The following is a 15639-nucleotide window of genomic DNA, read 5'->3' on the forward strand; positions in this document are numbered from 1 at the left end:
TTAATTTTTTAAGGTTGCAAAGGTACGCCAAATAATAGAAAATTTCACAAAGGTTTGCATTAGTTTAAGCAATCCCGCAGTAGATAAAACTTATCACTTTTTTAAGTACATTTAATCATTCATTTTTTATCTATGAAAAAATACATTTACAGTTTGTTTTTCCTTTTCGTCTTAACCGCCTTAAGTGCGCAGCGATTTAGCGCGTCTTTGCCAAATTACGAAGCCTACAAGGCGTTTAGAGGAAAACCTTTATCTGATAAATTTTCGAATATCGAATCTGTAAAAGTAATTTATGATCTTCGAAAACAGAAAATGTATTATTTCAACAGCAGTGTTATTTTGCTCCACTATGATTTCGTTGTCAATTATTTGGGCTACAATCAAGATCTTGAAGTTTTTAATAATGAAAATTATAGCAATACGGAGAAAAATAGAGACTTTCTTCTCGGAAATTTAAATCACATTAAAGGAACCGACAAGTGGATTTTTGAACTCGCTGCTTCCGATCATATGCCTCTACCATTGATTGAACGTTTTTTCAATATGGTTAAAAGTTCCACTTTTATTGGCGAAAAACTGAAATTCTATTTGAACAATCCAGAAATGATGGAATGGTTTCAACAGCAAAAATTCAAAATTCCGTGCGTGAAATCAGATTATATTTTTGGAGAAATTAAATATCAAGAAGTTGTTCGAGGAAGTAATGTTGGCATTCTAAAAAAATACAAAATCAAAGAATTAGAAACTGTAAAACCTAATTCTGATGAAATCATTATTTTGGATGGAACGCCTGATATTCTTCCAAATGTTCGAGGCATAATTGTAAACGAACTTCAGACACCTTTAAGTCATTTGGTTCTTTTAGGAAAAAATAGAAAGATTCCAATTATGGCTTACACCGATATTGAAAAAGACAACAATATCAAAAAACTCCTTTCTAAAAAAGTAGAACTAAAAATCGAAGTTGATACTTTTTTCATCAAAGAAACCACTAAAAAAATTCCACTGAAATCTGCTGGAAAAAAGAAAAAACTCACAATCGACAATTCTGTAACTGATTTAGTCAACTTATCTGAAATTCCTAAAAAGGGAGTGAATTATATTGGCTCGAAAGCACAAAACATGGCGTATTTAATTGCAATTTCAAAAGAAATCCCATTTAAAGTTCCAGAAAATGCGCATGCTATTCCATTTTATTTTTATACGAAACATATTCAGAAATCTTCTATTTCTCCATTAATTGCTGAACTTTTAGCTTTTCCCAAAAAAGATTCTACAATTTGGATCAATAAACAGCTTAAGAAGATTAGAGACGCCATCAAAAAAGAACCTATTGATCCTGAATTAATTTCAAAATTGAATATTGCTTTTAAAGATGCGAAATTCAAAAATTTCAGATTTCGTTCCTCTACAAATGCAGAAGATTTGGATGATTTCAATGGCGCTGGATTATATGATTCTAAAACAGGAATTTTAGGAGACTCTATCAAAACTTTTGAAAAAGCCATTAAACAAGTCTGGTCAAGCGTATGGAATGAGGCTTCGTATAACGAAAGAGAACTTTTTGGAATTGATCAGCAAAATATTGTTATGGGAGTTTTAGTTCATCGTTCGTTTCCTGACGAATTAGCAAACGGCGTAATTATTACCAAAAATATATTTAGAGAAAACTTTCCAGGAATTACGGTTAATGTTCAAAAAGGAGAAAACTCTGTTGTAAAACCCGAAAAAGGAGAAATCTGCGAGCAATTTGTTGCCTATCATTTTAATGACGGAAAAGATGAAACCGATTTTGATATCGATTATACTTCCAATTCAAATTTAAACAATAACGAGCCGTTATTGACCAGAAAAGAAATGAGCAATCTGTATGATGTAAGCAAGAAAATTGAAAGTAAAATGTATCGATATTGGCGTAAAAACTTGTTTCATCCTGTAGATATCGAATTTAAAATTGTGGGCGAAAAAAGAGATTTGTATATCAAACAAGTTCGTCCCTTTAATGATTAATAGAAAACCAATACATCTATTTCGTTGGCCGCAGTGTTTATTAAGACAATTCTAAAATCAAAATCTTCAATCTTAATTTTTTCTTGAATTGATTTTCTAATTATTTCTGGTTTTAAGGAAAAGTTTTCGTCAAGCGGAATTTTTACATCTACAGAATTGAAATATTTTGAAGCTTGTTTATTAACGATGATTGAGGCAATAACATAAAATCCAATTATAATGATTTGAAAGAACAGCAGTAATTCAATCTTTTCAAACGGATACATAATATCCAAAATGGACAGTGTAATGGTTGCAAAAAGAAAAATGATCGCATTTACTGTAAAAGACTGTGTCCTAAATCGGAGTATCGAAAAAATGGCGAAAAGACCAAAGCCAATTCCGACACCAATTTCAATTTTTGTAAAAAGATAGCAAAGCGAAAAAGTGCAAAGCCCAACAATAACCATCAACGGATTTATGGTTGCATTATCTTTTCTATTCGAGAAAAAATACAGAACTAAAATTGAGCAAAACAGCAGTAAAAATCGTCCTAAAAGTTCATTTAAATCCATTGGTTAGCAAAATTGGTTAATCAAATGTAAACATTTTACAATTAACCTTTTATTATTTTAAGCAATGAATTCTGAGATTTTAAATTCTTATTTTTTTGGCGTTCCTCCTTTTTCAGAAGCTTTATTCGTGTTTTTAGGATCGCTCATATTCACTTCTTTTACCAATTTTCCTTTTTGGTAAAACTGCCAAATCCCTGCTTTTTTACCATTTACGAATTTCCCTTTAGAAGCAATAGATTTGTCTGAATCATAGAAAACAGTTTCTCCGTTGTATTCGTTATTTTTAAAGTACGATTCTTCTAGAAGCGTTCCGTCTTGCCCTATTTTTTTATAAGGACCTTCTTTTAAACCATTTTTATACGTCATCTCTTCTGCAATTTGTGCATTTGGATAATAAATAGTTCTTGGACCGTCTAGTTTTCCGTTTTTATAATTTTCAACCGTCATTAACACTTTAGAAGCTTTATGGTAATATTTCCACTCGCCTTCACGCGCTTTTCCTATCTCTTTTCCTTCACTTACTTTATTTTTATTCTGATCATAAAAAATAGTATATGAACTTCCATCATTGGCGCTGAAATCTCTCGTAGCTATAACGTCTCCTTTTTTTGTATCATCAAAAAATTTAAAAATTCCAGTTTCTTTTCCGTGATCAAAAGTGCCTTCGTACCGAGGGCGTTTAGATTCTGCATAAGTACCTTTCCAAAGTCCGTCTTTTTTCCCAGCTGCATCGACTTTATTAATATCTGTCTGGGCATTTGACACTAATGCTGTTAGGAATAATAATCCAAATATGATTTTTTTTGAGATCATAATAAATTCTATTTTTTAAGCTTAACGAAAATCTTAATTATAAAGTATAATGGTATAAAAAAATCCCGATAAATCGAGATTTTTTTATTGAGAATTATTTCTTCTTTTTGTTTGCTTGAGCTGCTTTTGCCGCTTCTTGCTGTTCCATTACTTCTTGAAGACGCTGTTGGAACTTGCTTGGTTTCTTAGGCTCTCTTTGTTTGTTTTCTTGAATCTGAGCGTGAATTTTATCACTGTCTACTATGTAATTCTTGATCACAAACATAATTCCGATTGTAATTAAATTCGAAATGAAGTTGTATAAAGATAATCCAGAACCGTAGTTGTTGAAGAAAATTAACATCATTAATGGCGAAACATAAATCATGATTTTCATCATTTTTGCCATATCTGGCATACCTTCTTGCTGAGGAGCAGCCATTTGCTGATCTCCAGAAGTCATTTTCATGTAGAAGAAAATCGCAATTGCTGCCAAGATTGGGAACAAACTGATATGGTCTCCATACATCGGAATGTTGAATGGTAATTTTACAATCGAGTCAAAAGATGATAAATCATCTGCCCAAAGAAAACTTTTTTGTCTTAATTCAAATGCTGCAGGGAAAAATTGGAAAGATGCATACATAAAAGGCAACTGAATCAATGCCGGGATACATCCTGCCATTGGGTTTACTCCTGCTTTGTTGTACAGTTTCATTGTCTCCTGTTGTTTCTTCATTGGGTCTTTTTTGAATTTCTCTCCCAACTCTGCAATATCAGGTCTTAAAACTTTCATTTTAGCCTGAGACAAGAATGACTTATATGTAATTGGCGACATAGCCAATTTGATGATAATTGTAAAGATAATAATCGCGATACCTAATGATAAACCGATTGTTGAACTTAAGAATCCGAATAATGGAATGAAAATCCATTTGTTAATCCATCCGAAGATTCCCCATCCTAATGGAATGATCTTTTCGAAGTTTTTATCGTAAGCTTTTAATGTTTTGTAATCTGCAGGACCCATATACAAATTCATTTTGTAATCGATCTCTCCATTTGTAAACGCTAAAGGCAAATTAGCTCTAAACTGTTTTGTAAAAACTGTATCAATTTTATCATCCTTAACTAAATCGTCAGATTGTAGTTTTGAAGTTTCAAAAGGTTTTTCTGTAGATAAAATTGTAGTAAAGAAATGCTGTTTAAATGCAACATAACTAACTTTAGTAGGAGTTTCTTCTTTACCTTGTCCGTGTGAACTTACGTTATTGTATTTTGATTCTTCGTATTTATAATCAATTTGCGCATAACGATTTTCATAAGCAACGCTTTTTTCGTTTCTGTATGTTTTTAAATCCCATTGCAAATCAACTGGTTTAGCAGAATTTAAAACTCTATTTAAGCCTTGAGAATGAATATCAAAACCAACTAAGTAATCGTTTGGCTTTAAAATGTATTTATATTCCAAAAATTCATTAGCTCCAGCTTTCAAACGCATAGAAAGAACTTGGTCTGCACCAATTTTCTCTAATGTTGGCTCAAAATATAAATCTTTAGAATTTAATGTTCTATTGTCTGTAGTAAGAAGCTGTAAATTTAAGTTTGAGTTGTTGTTTTTGATTAACTCAACTAATTGACCTGAACCTTTTTTTAATCTTTCGAATTCCTTTAAAGTAGCTTCAACAATGTATCCGCCTTTATTAGCAATCTTTAATCTTAATTTTTCGTTTTCGATTGTAGTAAAAGCTTCTTTTGCAGAAGGAAGTGTTGCAGAATAAGCAAATCCTCCTAAAGTTTTTTGCAATTGAGCCAATTGAACTGTATCTCCAGGAGTTACAGCTGCAGCTGGTAATGACGCAGTTTTAGCTTTATCTGCTTTTGCTTGTGCTTCTTGTTTAGCAACTAATTCTTTCTTGGCTTTTTCAGCAGCAATTTCTTTTTCAGAAGGCTGATTTTGATACATGATCCAAATCAAAATTCCAAAGATCAATACAAAACCAATGATCGAATTGAGGTCTAATTTTTTTTCTTCCATTATTAATTTAAAAAAGTTATTCGTTGAAGGTTATTAGTAATGAGTTTCACTCAAAAGTTACATCTTCACAGAATATAATTATTATTTTTTATGTGCATTTACAGCAGCTGCCACAAAGTTCACAAAAATAGGGTGCGGATTTGCAACTGTACTCTTGTATTCTGGGTGGTATTGTACACCAATGAAAAATGGGTGATTTTCAAGCTCCACAATTTCTACTAATCCAGTATCAGGATTAACTCCAGAAGCTTTTAAACCAGCTTTTTGCAATTCATCAGCATATTTATTATTGTACTCATAACGGTGACGGTGACGCTCCGAAATAGTTTTTTGTCCGTAAATTTTGTACGCCAAAGTGTCTTGTTTAATATCACATTTCCAAGCACCTAAACGCATTGTTCCTCCTTTATCGGTTACATTTTTCTGCTCTTCCATTAAACTCACAACTGGATGAGACGTTTTGTCGTTCATCTCAGTAGAGTTAGCCTCAGCGTAACCTAAAATATTTCTAGAATACTCGATAACAGACATCTGCATTCCTAAACAAATTCCGAAGAAAGGAATATTGTTTTCACGCACAAAACGAACTGCTTCGATTTTTCCTTCAATACCTCTTTCACCAAAACCTGGAGCAACTAAAACTCCGTCTAAAGAACCTAATTTTTCTTCAACATTTTCAGCATTAATATGCTCTGAGTGAATTGAAATTACATTTACTTTTGTTTCGTTTGCAGCTCCTGCATGAATGAACGCCTCTAAAATAGATTTGTAACAATCCTGCATTTCTACATATTTACCAACCAAACCAATGTTAACCGTTTGTTTTGGACTTTTTAATCTTTTTAAGAAAGTATTCCAAGTTTTAAGATCTGGAGATGCTTTTTTAGGCAAATCTAATTTCTTTAAAGCCACAACATCTAATCCTTCTTCAAGCATTAAATTTGGAACTTCATATATTGTAGAAGCATCAATTGACTGAATAACTGCTTCTTTCTTCACATTACAGAATAAAGCTAATTTTTGGCGTAATTCCTGAGATAATTCGTGCTCAGTTCTACAAACCAAAATATCGGCTTTAATACCGCTTTCCATTAAAGTTTTAACAGAGTGTTGCGTTGGTTTTGTTTTCAACTCACCAGCTGCAGCCAAATAAGGAACTAAAGTCAAGTGAATCACGATTCCGTTATTTTCACCTAATTCCCAAACTAGTTGACGAACAGATTCTATATAAGGTAGAGATTCGATATCACCAACTGTACCACCAATTTCAGTAATTACAATATCATAATCGCCAGATTTACCTAGCAATTGCATTCTGTCTTTGATTTCGTTTGTGATATGAGGAACAACTTGAACCGTTTTTCCTAAAAATTCTCCTCTTCTTTCTTTTTCGATAACCGAAAGATAAACTCTTCCTGTAGTAACGTTATTAGCCTGAGAAGTAGGAACGTTTAAGAAACGCTCGTAGTGTCCTAAGTCTAAGTCAGTTTCAGCTCCATCATCTGTCACATAACATTCTCCATGCTCATATGGGTTTAGTGTCCCCGGGTCAACGTTAATGTATGGATCAAATTTCTGAATAGTTGTGCGGTATCCTCTTCCTTGTAACAATTTTGCCAAAGATGCCGCGATAATCCCTTTTCCTAATGAAGAGGTCACACCTCCTGTAACAAAAATATATTTTGTTTGATTCATTCTGTTGTTGTTTGTAAGTAGTTGTGTAAAAAACTTGGCAAAAGTACAAATTTAATTAGACAATTTATCAATTCCAGAATGAGATAATTTTTAAATTTTTAAGCACATTTTATTTTATGTACTTCCCTATCCATTATCTTATCAATATGAATGCTTTTTTATCATTATTAGCTAAAAATTCATAACTAAAACTCAAAAATACAATCTAATTAATTTCTAATAAGGCAGTACTAAATTATAAAAGCTGAAGAGGAAAGAAATTACACTTATGGAGACATCAAAAATTAATATCTTTCTAAATAAGGAAAAAGAAATGATCATATTAATCAAAAATCTAGCAATAAGCTGAAGGAAAAAGAAACAAAAAATTTTTATAGAAAATGGATTGTAAGCGATTGCTTCCTGAAAATGAAATCGAAGGATTTGAGAAAAAGCTCTCGTAAGTCCGCGACTTTTACAGTATGCCAATGGCAAACCCTCACAAGATGAACGCAAGCCAAAATTTAAATACGGGAGAAAAAAGCAATAAAAAAAGATAAACATAATGATGAAAATCAAAATTACATTTATCTTTTTATAAGAATCAATTTCTTGATAAACAGACATTTTATTCAAGAAGTTATTTTACAGTAGTTTCAATTGTAGTCGAATCTACTTGTACTTTCACATTTAAAGAATCATCTGTTTGTATTTTCTCTATTTTGACAGAATCTAAAGCTCTCTCAATCTCATCTTTATGCTCTAAAGCCATAGAGCCAACTGAGCCCACAAAAATTGCAACCCAAATAATAACGAAAATTGTTGCCGCAATTCCTAAATAAAGACCTGCTTTTGGTAAAGAAGTCGATGCGTTTTCTTTTTTTGCCTGATTTAAAGCAATTGCTCCGAATACTATTGCAAGAATTCCGAATAAAACTGCAATAAAACCAAAGCAAGGGATAAATGCTGCTAATACACCGATAATACCAAAAATTAAAGCGATAATACCTAGCGACTGGCCAGCATTTGAAGAAGGTAAATTGTTTTCCATAAAAAATTGTTTTGTTAGTTCAGACAAAAATAGAAAACGACTAACACAAACTAGTGCGATCCAATCTAAGTTATCAACAATTAAATTAACCTTCTTTTTCTGAATTAAGGTTTTGGGTATTGTTTTTTGATGTTTCGAATCAATTCTTCCAATCCGTTCAATTTCAACTCATAAATTAATTGTAATTGCTGTCCAAGTTCTCCTTTTGGAAAACCTTTATTATGATACCAAACCACATAGTATTCAGGCAAATCTATTAGATATTTTCCCTCGTATTTTCCGAAAGGCATTTTGGTGTGGGCTAATTTTATGAGCTGTTTTTTGTCTTGATCCATGGTTTTGCTGTAGAAGAAAGAAGCAAGAGGAAAGACTTATGCTTTCCTCTTGCTTCAATTCTATGCAAAGCTATTATTTATTTGCCACAGATTAAAAGGATTCTCACAGATTATTAAATAGTTTTTAGTCGCGGTCGCAGTTTACAGTTTACACAAAAAAACCTTAAAACCTTAGGATCTCAGAACCTTAGCAACTTAGAATCTAAACAAAAAAAAAAGAAGCAAGAAAAAAGAACAAATTTTCATCCTCTCTTCCTGCTTCAAAAATATTATTTATTACCAATTTCCAAAGACCAAGAAAACTTAGAATCTTAGCACCTCAGGATCTTAGCAACTTAGTAATGCCATCTCACGAAAGCTTCCATTGCAGCATACGTTGCCAAACCTAATTGGTGGTACAACTCAGCTGTTTCGCGGTTTCTGTCTTCTGCTCTCTGCCAGAACTCTCTTGCATCTGTTCCTTGGAAAACAACTCCATCTTTTTGAGATTGGTGTTTGAAGATTCCGTGGCGTTTTGCTAAAACTTGGTCTGGACTCATTGGAACTGCCATTTCAACTTCGTCAATTCCCCATTCTTGCCAAGCTCCACGGTATAACCATAACCAGCAGTCATTCATGAATTCTTTTGGTTTTAAAACTTTAACAGCTTCAAAAATTGCATCCAAACAAACTTTGTGCGTTCCGTGCGGATCCGCTAAATCTCCCGCTGCATAAATTTGGTGTGGCTTAATTTTTTCAATTAAATCAACTGTCAACTGAATATCTTCTGGTCCGATTGGTTTTTTCTCGATTGTTCCTGTTTCATAGAAAGGCAATTCCATGAAGTGAATTTGAGAATCTGGAAGACCCACAAAATAACTTGTAGCTCTCGCCTCTCCTTTTCTGATTAACCCTTTAATGTAACGAACTTCTGGAATATCAATTTCGCTGTTCTTTTTGTTCTGTAAGAATGCCTCAGCTTTTTTGTAGATGTCATCTGCTTCTTCGCTTTTGATTCCGAATTTCTCGTTGTAATCAATTACGAATCTTGCAAAACGAAGCGCTTCATCATCAGCAACCGCAATGTTTCCAGATGTTTGGTACGCTACGTGCACTTCATGCCCTTGCTCTTGCAAACGCATGAAAGTTCCTCCCATACTAATAATGTCATCATCAGGGTGCGGGCTGAAAATCAATACACGTTTTTTTGCAGGTTCTGCTCTTTCAGGACGATTGGTATCATCTGAATTTGGTTTTCCACCTGGCCAACCTGTAATTGTATTTTGTAATTTATTAAATATCTTAATGTTAGTATCGTAAGCCGGACCTGAATCTGCCAATAAATCGCTCATACCGTTTTCGATATAATCAGCATCAGTAAGCATTAAGATTGGTTTTTTCAGATCTAATGCCAATCCTAAAACAGCTTTACGAGTCAATTTATCTGTCCAAACGATTTTCTCAACTAACCAAGGCTTATTAATTCTAGTAAGTTTTGAAGAAGCTTCTTTATCTAAAACAAAAACCGCATTGTTGTGCTCTTGCAAGAAAGATGCAGGAACTCGGTTTGTAACTTCATCTTCAACAGATTTTTTCACAATATTTGCTTTTCCTTCACCCCAAGCCAATAAGATTACTCTTTTTGCTTCCATGATTTTTTTAACTCCAAGTGTAATTGCTGTTCTTGGCGTATTATTTAAACCAAAGAAATCTTTACTTGCAGCCACTCTTGTAATGTGATCCAAAGCCACTAAACGAGTTTTAGAGTTCTGAAGCGAACCAGACTCGTTAAATCCGATGTGTCCGTTTCCTCCAATTCCAAGAATCTGAAGATCGATTCCGCCTAAAGCTTCGATTTTTGCTTCATATTCGTGGCAGTAATCTGCAATTTGCTCTTTTGTCAAAAGTCCGTCTGGAACATGAGCGTTTTCAGGTAAAATATCGACATGATCAAACAAAAGTTCCTTCATGAAACGAACATAACTATTGATTGAATTTGGTTCCATTGGATAATATTCATCCAAGTTAAAACTGATTACGTTTTTGAAACTCAATCCTTCTTCTTTATGCAGACGCACTAATTCAGCGTACAAACCTTTCGGAGAAGAACCAGTTGCCAAACCAAGAATACATGGTTTTCCTTCCTTTTGTTTTTCTCTGATTAAAGCTGCAATTTCCTGCGCTACTTCTTTTGAAGCATCAGTTGAGTTTTCAAAAACAACTGTATTAATGTTTTCGAATCGTTTTTCGAAACCTGTTGCTTTGTCGATTTTACTTTTTAACATGATATATTAATTTTTATTTTTTGTTCAACTATTCCATTTCCTGTATTTATGCCCTTTTACAGCATAAAACAAAATCATTGCATAAGAAGGCAGAAGCATTAAATATGCCAATTGATTTCCGCTTTTCGAAACGTCTTGCATATTTTTTGCAAGATTTGCAGAATTGATGCTTTCAGTGATCATTCCGTAGAATAATGGAAAAACCGCTCCCCCAATAATTCCCATAATCAAAATAGCGCTTCCTATTTTTGTATAACCTCCCAAATCCTGCAAAGCCATTGGCCAGATTGCAGGCCAGCATAATGCATTTGCCAATCCTAAAAGTGCTACTAAAAATATTACCACAGGTATATTTGGAGTTCCTGGCAATGCAATCATTATTTTTGGCGAAATCAAAACAATCGCTAAAACTAGTACCAAACCTAGCATTCCAGACACTTTCAACGCTGTGACTTGAGAAACATATTTAGGAATCAATACTATTCCAAGAACGTAACCAATAACCATTGCCGACATGGTAAATGATGTTAATTTTAGATAGAAATTTCCTTCTGCACCATAAACACCCAATTGTTTTCCGAAAGCTCCAATAGAATCTCCCGCTAAAACCTCAGCAGATAAATACAGCATTAAAGTGATTACTCCTAAAACTAGTTGCGGGTGCTGAAAGGCATTTTTAATCTGTTTGAAAACACTTAAATTCGAAACATTTCCTTCTTCATCTAAATCAATTTCTGGAAGAGGAGAAAATTTCACTATAAGAGCTAAAACATTAATAATCAACCCCATATAAAGATACGGTGTTTGTAATTGTAATGCAAGAGAATTTAATGCGCTCGTTTTTGCAGCTTCATCCATCAATGCAATTTTGTCTGCGGTAAAGTCCTGCATATTAGACAAAACCAAAACTGTAAGCACAATTGGCGCAACAAATCCTGCCAATTTATTTGCAATTCCTAAAACACTGATTCTTGCTGCGGCACTTTCTCTCGGCCCAATCACCACTACATAAGGATTTGAAGCCGTCTGCAGAACTGCCAGACCGGTTCCCATTACAAATAATGCTAATAAAAACAAGAGAAATGTACGACTGGAAGCCGCTGGATAAAACATAAAAGCTCCCGCGGCAATAATCAATAATCCTAAGGAAATTCCGTTTTTATATCCCACTTTTTCAATGATATACGAAGAAGGAACTGCCATTACGAAGTAGGCAATATAAAATGCAAAAGTCACAAAATACGCTTGTGAAGAAGTTAGTTCGCAAGCTAATTCAAAAAACGGAATTAATGGTCCGTTAAGCCAAGTTACGAATCCTAAAATAAAAAATAACAAGGTTAAAATCACCATCGGAACAATGGTACTTTTTTTCTCTACTTGTAATGTACTGTGAATGTTTGTCATAATTTTTGGTTGATTAGTTTATAGATTTATTTAATTCAAAATCTAAATTAGAATCAACTCTCACATTATTGATTGCGTAATTTATGCAAATATCTGCATTTTTTTTGCAAAACAAAAGTAGTACATAAAATTTCCTTATTCTCTAATTTAGATATGAAAGTTTTGTTAATTTTTGCTATTCCAATTTAAATCAGGATAATATTTTGCCAAATATGTTTTTACTTCGGCAATATCTTCTTTAGCAGTTAGGTCTGGAACGTGCTCAGAAAACGGAATTCCGACCGTAGTTTGCGGATTTTCCTTAACAGAGTTTAAAAGCACCGTTGGAAGCTCCTTTTCATCACGCTCTGGATGGACAGGACAGTTTTTAAGATGTACATATAAGGTCTTACCTTTAAATTTAAAAGCATTCATGCTTACACGTATCTTACCTTCTAAATCTTTATATTGTTCTAAGTCTTCTTCAGTAGGTTTTTCTAAAATATCCAACAGCTGATTGTTTTGATCTAATTTGGCAATCGCAAAACGCGAAATACGCTCTAATGGAAAATCCATTGCGTCACGATCATAACTAATAAAAGCGTTCGGACTTTCGGTTTCTCTCAAAGCACGCAAAGCTTCAGCAGAATATAGATTATCACTATTACAAACCGAATAAAACTGCGAATTTAGTTCTGGATATTGCTCTACAGCTTGAAACAGAGCATCTGCAGTTCCAAAAGGCTTTACTCTTCCTTCTGGAATATATTGAACTGCAAACGAAATATTGAGTCCGTGAAAATCATTATCTTTCATTTTACTGCCGTAAAACTCCTTGAATAGTTCTCCTTGTTCTCCTATAATAATATAGATGTTTTTATAGCCTGCTTTTTTAGTATTCCATAAAAGGTAATCCAAAAGAGGTCTTCCGCTTGCGCCAACACCTATAAGACCTTTGCTTCTCTCGTTAGCCTGTGCAATTTCTTCTGGAGATAAATTATTTGTAACCGCTTCTTTTTTCATACGAGAAGAAGCTCCGCCGGCTAAAATCACTAAACTGTCGTGCATTTTATTTTAATTTTCAATATTATCAATAATTCGTACTCCGGGATCAACGTTTACCGCATAAGCTTCCTGTGCTCCTGCGTCTAAAATCGCTTCTATAACCGCATTCTCATTCTTAGGATCAGCAATTACCACAATGCTTCCGCCACCTCCAGAACCCACGATTTTTGCTCCGTACGCTCCAGCCCTCAACGCTGCGTTAATCATAGCATCAATTCTTGGAACAGTTATTTTCAGTAAATTGCGTAAAACTTCATGATGACCATTCATTAAGGATCCAATTTTTTTAAGATCTAAGATTGGCTTTTCAAATTCTTTTAAAGCCTCTTTAGTATAATGGTAATTCTTGATGGCTGCTTCAAAAAATGGAATCAGACGATCTGGAAGACAATTTCTATATTTATCGACATCTTCAATTTCCGAAGCATTTAAATCAAACTGCGGATAATTTTGCTTTACAAGATCAATTGCCATCAAAGCATTTCCTTTTAATTCGCCAAGTAATCCGATAGTCTCCTTTGGCACACCCGAAACACCCGTAATCAATCCTTTTAATTCTGTCCCTATAACATCAAAAGAAAAAGGCTTTTTAGTATTGATGTAAACGATATTTCCAACTCCAATACTAAAATGATCCATCATTCCTCCAGGTTCTCCGTGTTCCAAAACTTCAGACTCGTAGCCCAATTTTGAGAGAAATTCAGGCGTAACTTCATGATCTATTCCAAAAGCTTCTATCAGGAAACGAATCCAAGCCATCAACAAGGCGGAAGAGCTAGAAGTTCCAGAATTAATTGGAATATCTCCAGTAATTGTAATCGTATAACCAGAGGTTGGCTTACAGCCATATCTACGCAAGACGCGCAATGAGGAAGCAAAATAATCTCTGGATTCTAATTTTTCGAAAGCCTCATGTATATCGATAATCCGAATTTCATTAATATCAATCATATTCAGAACAAAAGTTTCGGTCTGATTTTGTTTTGCAATTAATTTAATATTTCGATCTATCGCACAGGCTATAACAGGCAATCCTAAGTAGTCTTGATGATCTCCAAAAAGACAGGTTCGGCCGGGAGCTAATGACGTGATTTTTTTCACTTAAACACTTTGTATTAAAACGCTTCAATTCAACAAATTACAGCGTAAATTAGTTATAAATTTATTTTCGGTTTTCGGTTTTGATTTCACGAAACTAGAGATTATATTTTTATAAAACAAGAAAAAGTATAAAAATGTGCTCGAACACACATTTTTTGTGTCCTCGAGCACATTTATTAATTCTTACAGAAAAATTACGTTTATTAAATCAAAGTTTTTATATTTGCTCATATGGATAAAAAGTACACAATTAAGGATATAGCGCAAATGGCTGGAGTTTCTAAAGGAACTGTAGACCGCGTGCTGCACAACAGAGGAAAAGTCTCTCCTGCTGCACTCGAAAAAATCAATGAAGTTCTGAATGTTATTGATTACGAACCCAACTTAATTGCACGAAATTTAAAAAGCACCAAAGTTTACCGCATTTGTGTCTTGCTTCCAGATCCCGTATTTGACCCTTATTGGCTTCCGTGCGTTAATGGAATCCAAGATGCCGTTAAAGAATTCAAGGCTTACAATGTCAATATAGAAATTCATTACTTTAATCCAGAAAGCACTAAATCGTTTCTAAAAACAAACGAAGCCATTGTAGCACAATCGTCAGATGCCGTTTTACTAACTCCTCTTTTCCATAAAGAAACCTTAGAAATCATAAAACAATATGACGAATTGGGAATTATGGTAAATACTTTCAACAACCAGGTTGAATCTTCTTCCATAAAAAGTTTTGTTGGACAAGATTTATACAAAAGCGGACGTGTTGCCGCAAGTTTAATGAATTTGATTCTGCCTAAAGGACAGATTGCCATTATCCACGTTGACGAAAGCTTAAAAAACGCCGTCCACATGCAGGAAAAAGAACGAGGCTTTAGAAGCTATTTTGACGAAAAAAATCTTTCTGATTTCTCTTTAACCACATTAAAACTGAAATATTCCAACATAGAAACTAAGCTGCCAGCGTTTATAAATGAAAACCCAGGCCTAAGCGGCATTTTCATTACCACCTCAAAGGCTTATCAAATTGCTTCTACTCTATCTAATATAACAGACGAAAAAATTGTTTTGATTGGCTATGACTTAATCGATAAAAATGTCAGCTTTTTAAATCAAGGATTGATTCATTTTTTAATACATCAAAACCAAAAGAGACAGGCGTATTTAGGAGTCAGCACGTTAGTAGAACACTTTTTATTCAGAAAAGACATTCCAGAAACCATTTTGCTTCCAATTGACATAATAAATGTCGAAAATGCTTCTTTTTATATTAGCTAAAGGTTTTTGCCGCTAAGACGCTAAGACATGAAGTTTTTTTTACTGTTATCAATTTAAATCTCGCAAAGGCACAAAGACGCAAAGTTTTTTTTAGGTAAAA

At 33.7% G+C, this 15639-nt stretch carries 13 protein-coding genes; 2 read left to right on the top strand and 11 right to left on the bottom strand.

Annotated features, from left to right (window positions below; translation table 11 throughout):
• Nucleotides 1–132 precede the first annotated feature (132 nt).
• The gene (locus tag BB050_RS01185; protein ID WP_066032293.1) at nt 133–2010 is read left to right on the top strand and encodes a PEP/pyruvate-binding domain-containing protein; all 1878 of its coding nucleotides are present in this window, start codon (nt 133–135) and stop codon (nt 2008–2010) included.
• Here BB050_RS01185 and BB050_RS01190 read toward each other — a convergent pair.
• From BB050_RS01190 to BB050_RS01235, 11 genes are all read right to left on the bottom strand, one after another.
• The gene (locus tag BB050_RS01190; protein WP_008462490.1) at nt 2007–2564 is read right to left on the bottom strand and encodes a DUF4956 domain-containing protein; all 558 of its coding nucleotides are present in this window, start codon (nt 2562–2564) and stop codon (nt 2007–2009) included. The two genes, BB050_RS01185 and BB050_RS01190, sit on opposite strands and share 4 nt — an antisense overlap.
• A gap of 87 nt (nt 2565–2651) precedes the next feature.
• Nucleotides 2652–3377: a toxin-antitoxin system YwqK family antitoxin gene (locus BB050_RS01195; RefSeq protein WP_008462489.1), complete on the bottom strand. Its 726-nt coding sequence runs from the start codon at nt 3375–3377 to the stop codon at nt 2652–2654.
• A gap of 94 nt (nt 3378–3471) precedes the next feature.
• A complete protein-coding gene (yidC, locus tag BB050_RS01200) occupies nt 3472–5394 on the bottom strand; it encodes a membrane protein insertase YidC (RefSeq protein WP_066032294.1) in 1923 nt (640 codons plus the stop codon).
• Nucleotides 5395–5475: 81 nt separating this feature from the next.
• On the bottom strand, nt 5476–7089 hold the full coding sequence (locus BB050_RS01205) for a CTP synthase (protein WP_066032295.1): 1614 nt from the start codon (nt 7087–7089) through the stop codon (nt 5476–5478).
• 216 nt (nt 7090–7305) lie between these two features.
• On the bottom strand, nt 7306–7695 hold the full coding sequence (locus BB050_RS22275; protein WP_083219795.1) for a DUF2752 domain-containing protein: 390 nt from the start codon (nt 7693–7695) through the stop codon (nt 7306–7308).
• 13 nt (nt 7696–7708) lie between these two features.
• Nucleotides 7709–8119: a DUF4190 domain-containing protein gene (locus BB050_RS01210; protein ID WP_066032296.1), complete on the bottom strand. Its 411-nt coding sequence runs from the start codon at nt 8117–8119 to the stop codon at nt 7709–7711.
• A 104-nt stretch (nt 8120–8223) separates the two neighbouring features.
• A complete protein-coding gene (locus BB050_RS01215) occupies nt 8224–8454 on the bottom strand; it encodes a DUF3820 family protein (RefSeq protein WP_008462478.1) in 231 nt (76 codons plus the stop codon).
• A 335-nt stretch (nt 8455–8789) separates the two neighbouring features.
• Entirely contained in the window at nt 8790–10718 is a 1929-nt protein-coding gene (gene nagB, locus BB050_RS01220) for a glucosamine-6-phosphate deaminase (protein ID WP_066032297.1), read from the bottom strand.
• Between the two features lie 24 nt (nt 10719–10742).
• On the bottom strand, nt 10743–12122 hold the full coding sequence (locus BB050_RS01225; RefSeq protein ID WP_066032298.1) for a sugar MFS transporter: 1380 nt from the start codon (nt 12120–12122) through the stop codon (nt 10743–10745).
• Nucleotides 12123–12287: 165 nt separating this feature from the next.
• The gene (locus BB050_RS01230; RefSeq protein WP_066032299.1) at nt 12288–13169 is read right to left on the bottom strand and encodes a sugar phosphate nucleotidyltransferase; all 882 of its coding nucleotides are present in this window, start codon (nt 13167–13169) and stop codon (nt 12288–12290) included.
• Between the two features lie 6 nt (nt 13170–13175).
• Nucleotides 13176–14267, bottom strand: a complete 1092-nt coding sequence (locus BB050_RS01235; protein WP_066032300.1) for a mevalonate kinase family protein — start codon at nt 14265–14267, stop codon at nt 13176–13178.
• A 231-nt stretch (nt 14268–14498) separates the two neighbouring features.
• Here BB050_RS01235 and BB050_RS01240 point away from each other — a divergent pair, with 231 nt between their 5' ends.
• Nucleotides 14499–15539: a LacI family DNA-binding transcriptional regulator gene (locus BB050_RS01240; RefSeq protein WP_066032301.1), complete on the top strand. Its 1041-nt coding sequence runs from the start codon at nt 14499–14501 to the stop codon at nt 15537–15539.
• Nucleotides 15540–15639 lie beyond the last annotated feature (100 nt).

This window comes from Flavobacterium anhuiense (assembly GCF_001705175.1).
GTDB lineage: Bacteria > Bacteroidota > Bacteroidia > Flavobacteriales > Flavobacteriaceae > Flavobacterium > Flavobacterium anhuiense.

Excerpts from the sequence above, each read along its gene's own strand:
- BB050_RS01215 (WP_008462478.1), bottom strand. The coding sequence starts at position 8,454 with ATGGATCAAGACAAAAAACAGCTCATAAAATTAGCCCACACCAAAATG.
- BB050_RS01190 (WP_008462490.1), bottom strand. The coding sequence starts at position 2,564 with ATGGATTTAAATGAACTTTTAGGACGATTTTTACTGCTGTTTTGCTCA.
- BB050_RS01195 (WP_008462489.1), bottom strand. The coding sequence starts at position 3,377 with ATGATCTCAAAAAAAATCATATTTGGATTATTATTCCTAACAGCATTA.
- BB050_RS01210 (WP_066032296.1), bottom strand. The coding sequence starts at position 8,119 with ATGGAAAACAATTTACCTTCTTCAAATGCTGGCCAGTCGCTAGGTATT.
- BB050_RS01185 (WP_066032293.1), top strand. The coding sequence starts at position 133 with ATGAAAAAATACATTTACAGTTTGTTTTTCCTTTTCGTCTTAACCGCC.
- nagB (WP_066032297.1), bottom strand. The coding sequence starts at position 10,718 with ATGTTAAAAAGTAAAATCGACAAAGCAACAGGTTTCGAAAAACGATTC.
- BB050_RS01230 (WP_066032299.1), bottom strand. The coding sequence starts at position 13,169 with ATGCACGACAGTTTAGTGATTTTAGCCGGCGGAGCTTCTTCTCGTATG.
- yidC (WP_066032294.1), bottom strand. The coding sequence starts at position 5,394 with ATGGAAGAAAAAAAATTAGACCTCAATTCGATCATTGGTTTTGTATTG.
- BB050_RS01205 (WP_066032295.1), bottom strand. The coding sequence starts at position 7,089 with ATGAATCAAACAAAATATATTTTTGTTACAGGAGGTGTGACCTCTTCA.
- BB050_RS01225 (WP_066032298.1), bottom strand. The coding sequence starts at position 12,122 with ATGACAAACATTCACAGTACATTACAAGTAGAGAAAAAAAGTACCATT.
- BB050_RS22275 (WP_083219795.1), bottom strand. The coding sequence starts at position 7,695 with ATGTCTGTTTATCAAGAAATTGATTCTTATAAAAAGATAAATGTAATT.
- BB050_RS01240 (WP_066032301.1), top strand. The coding sequence starts at position 14,499 with ATGGATAAAAAGTACACAATTAAGGATATAGCGCAAATGGCTGGAGTT.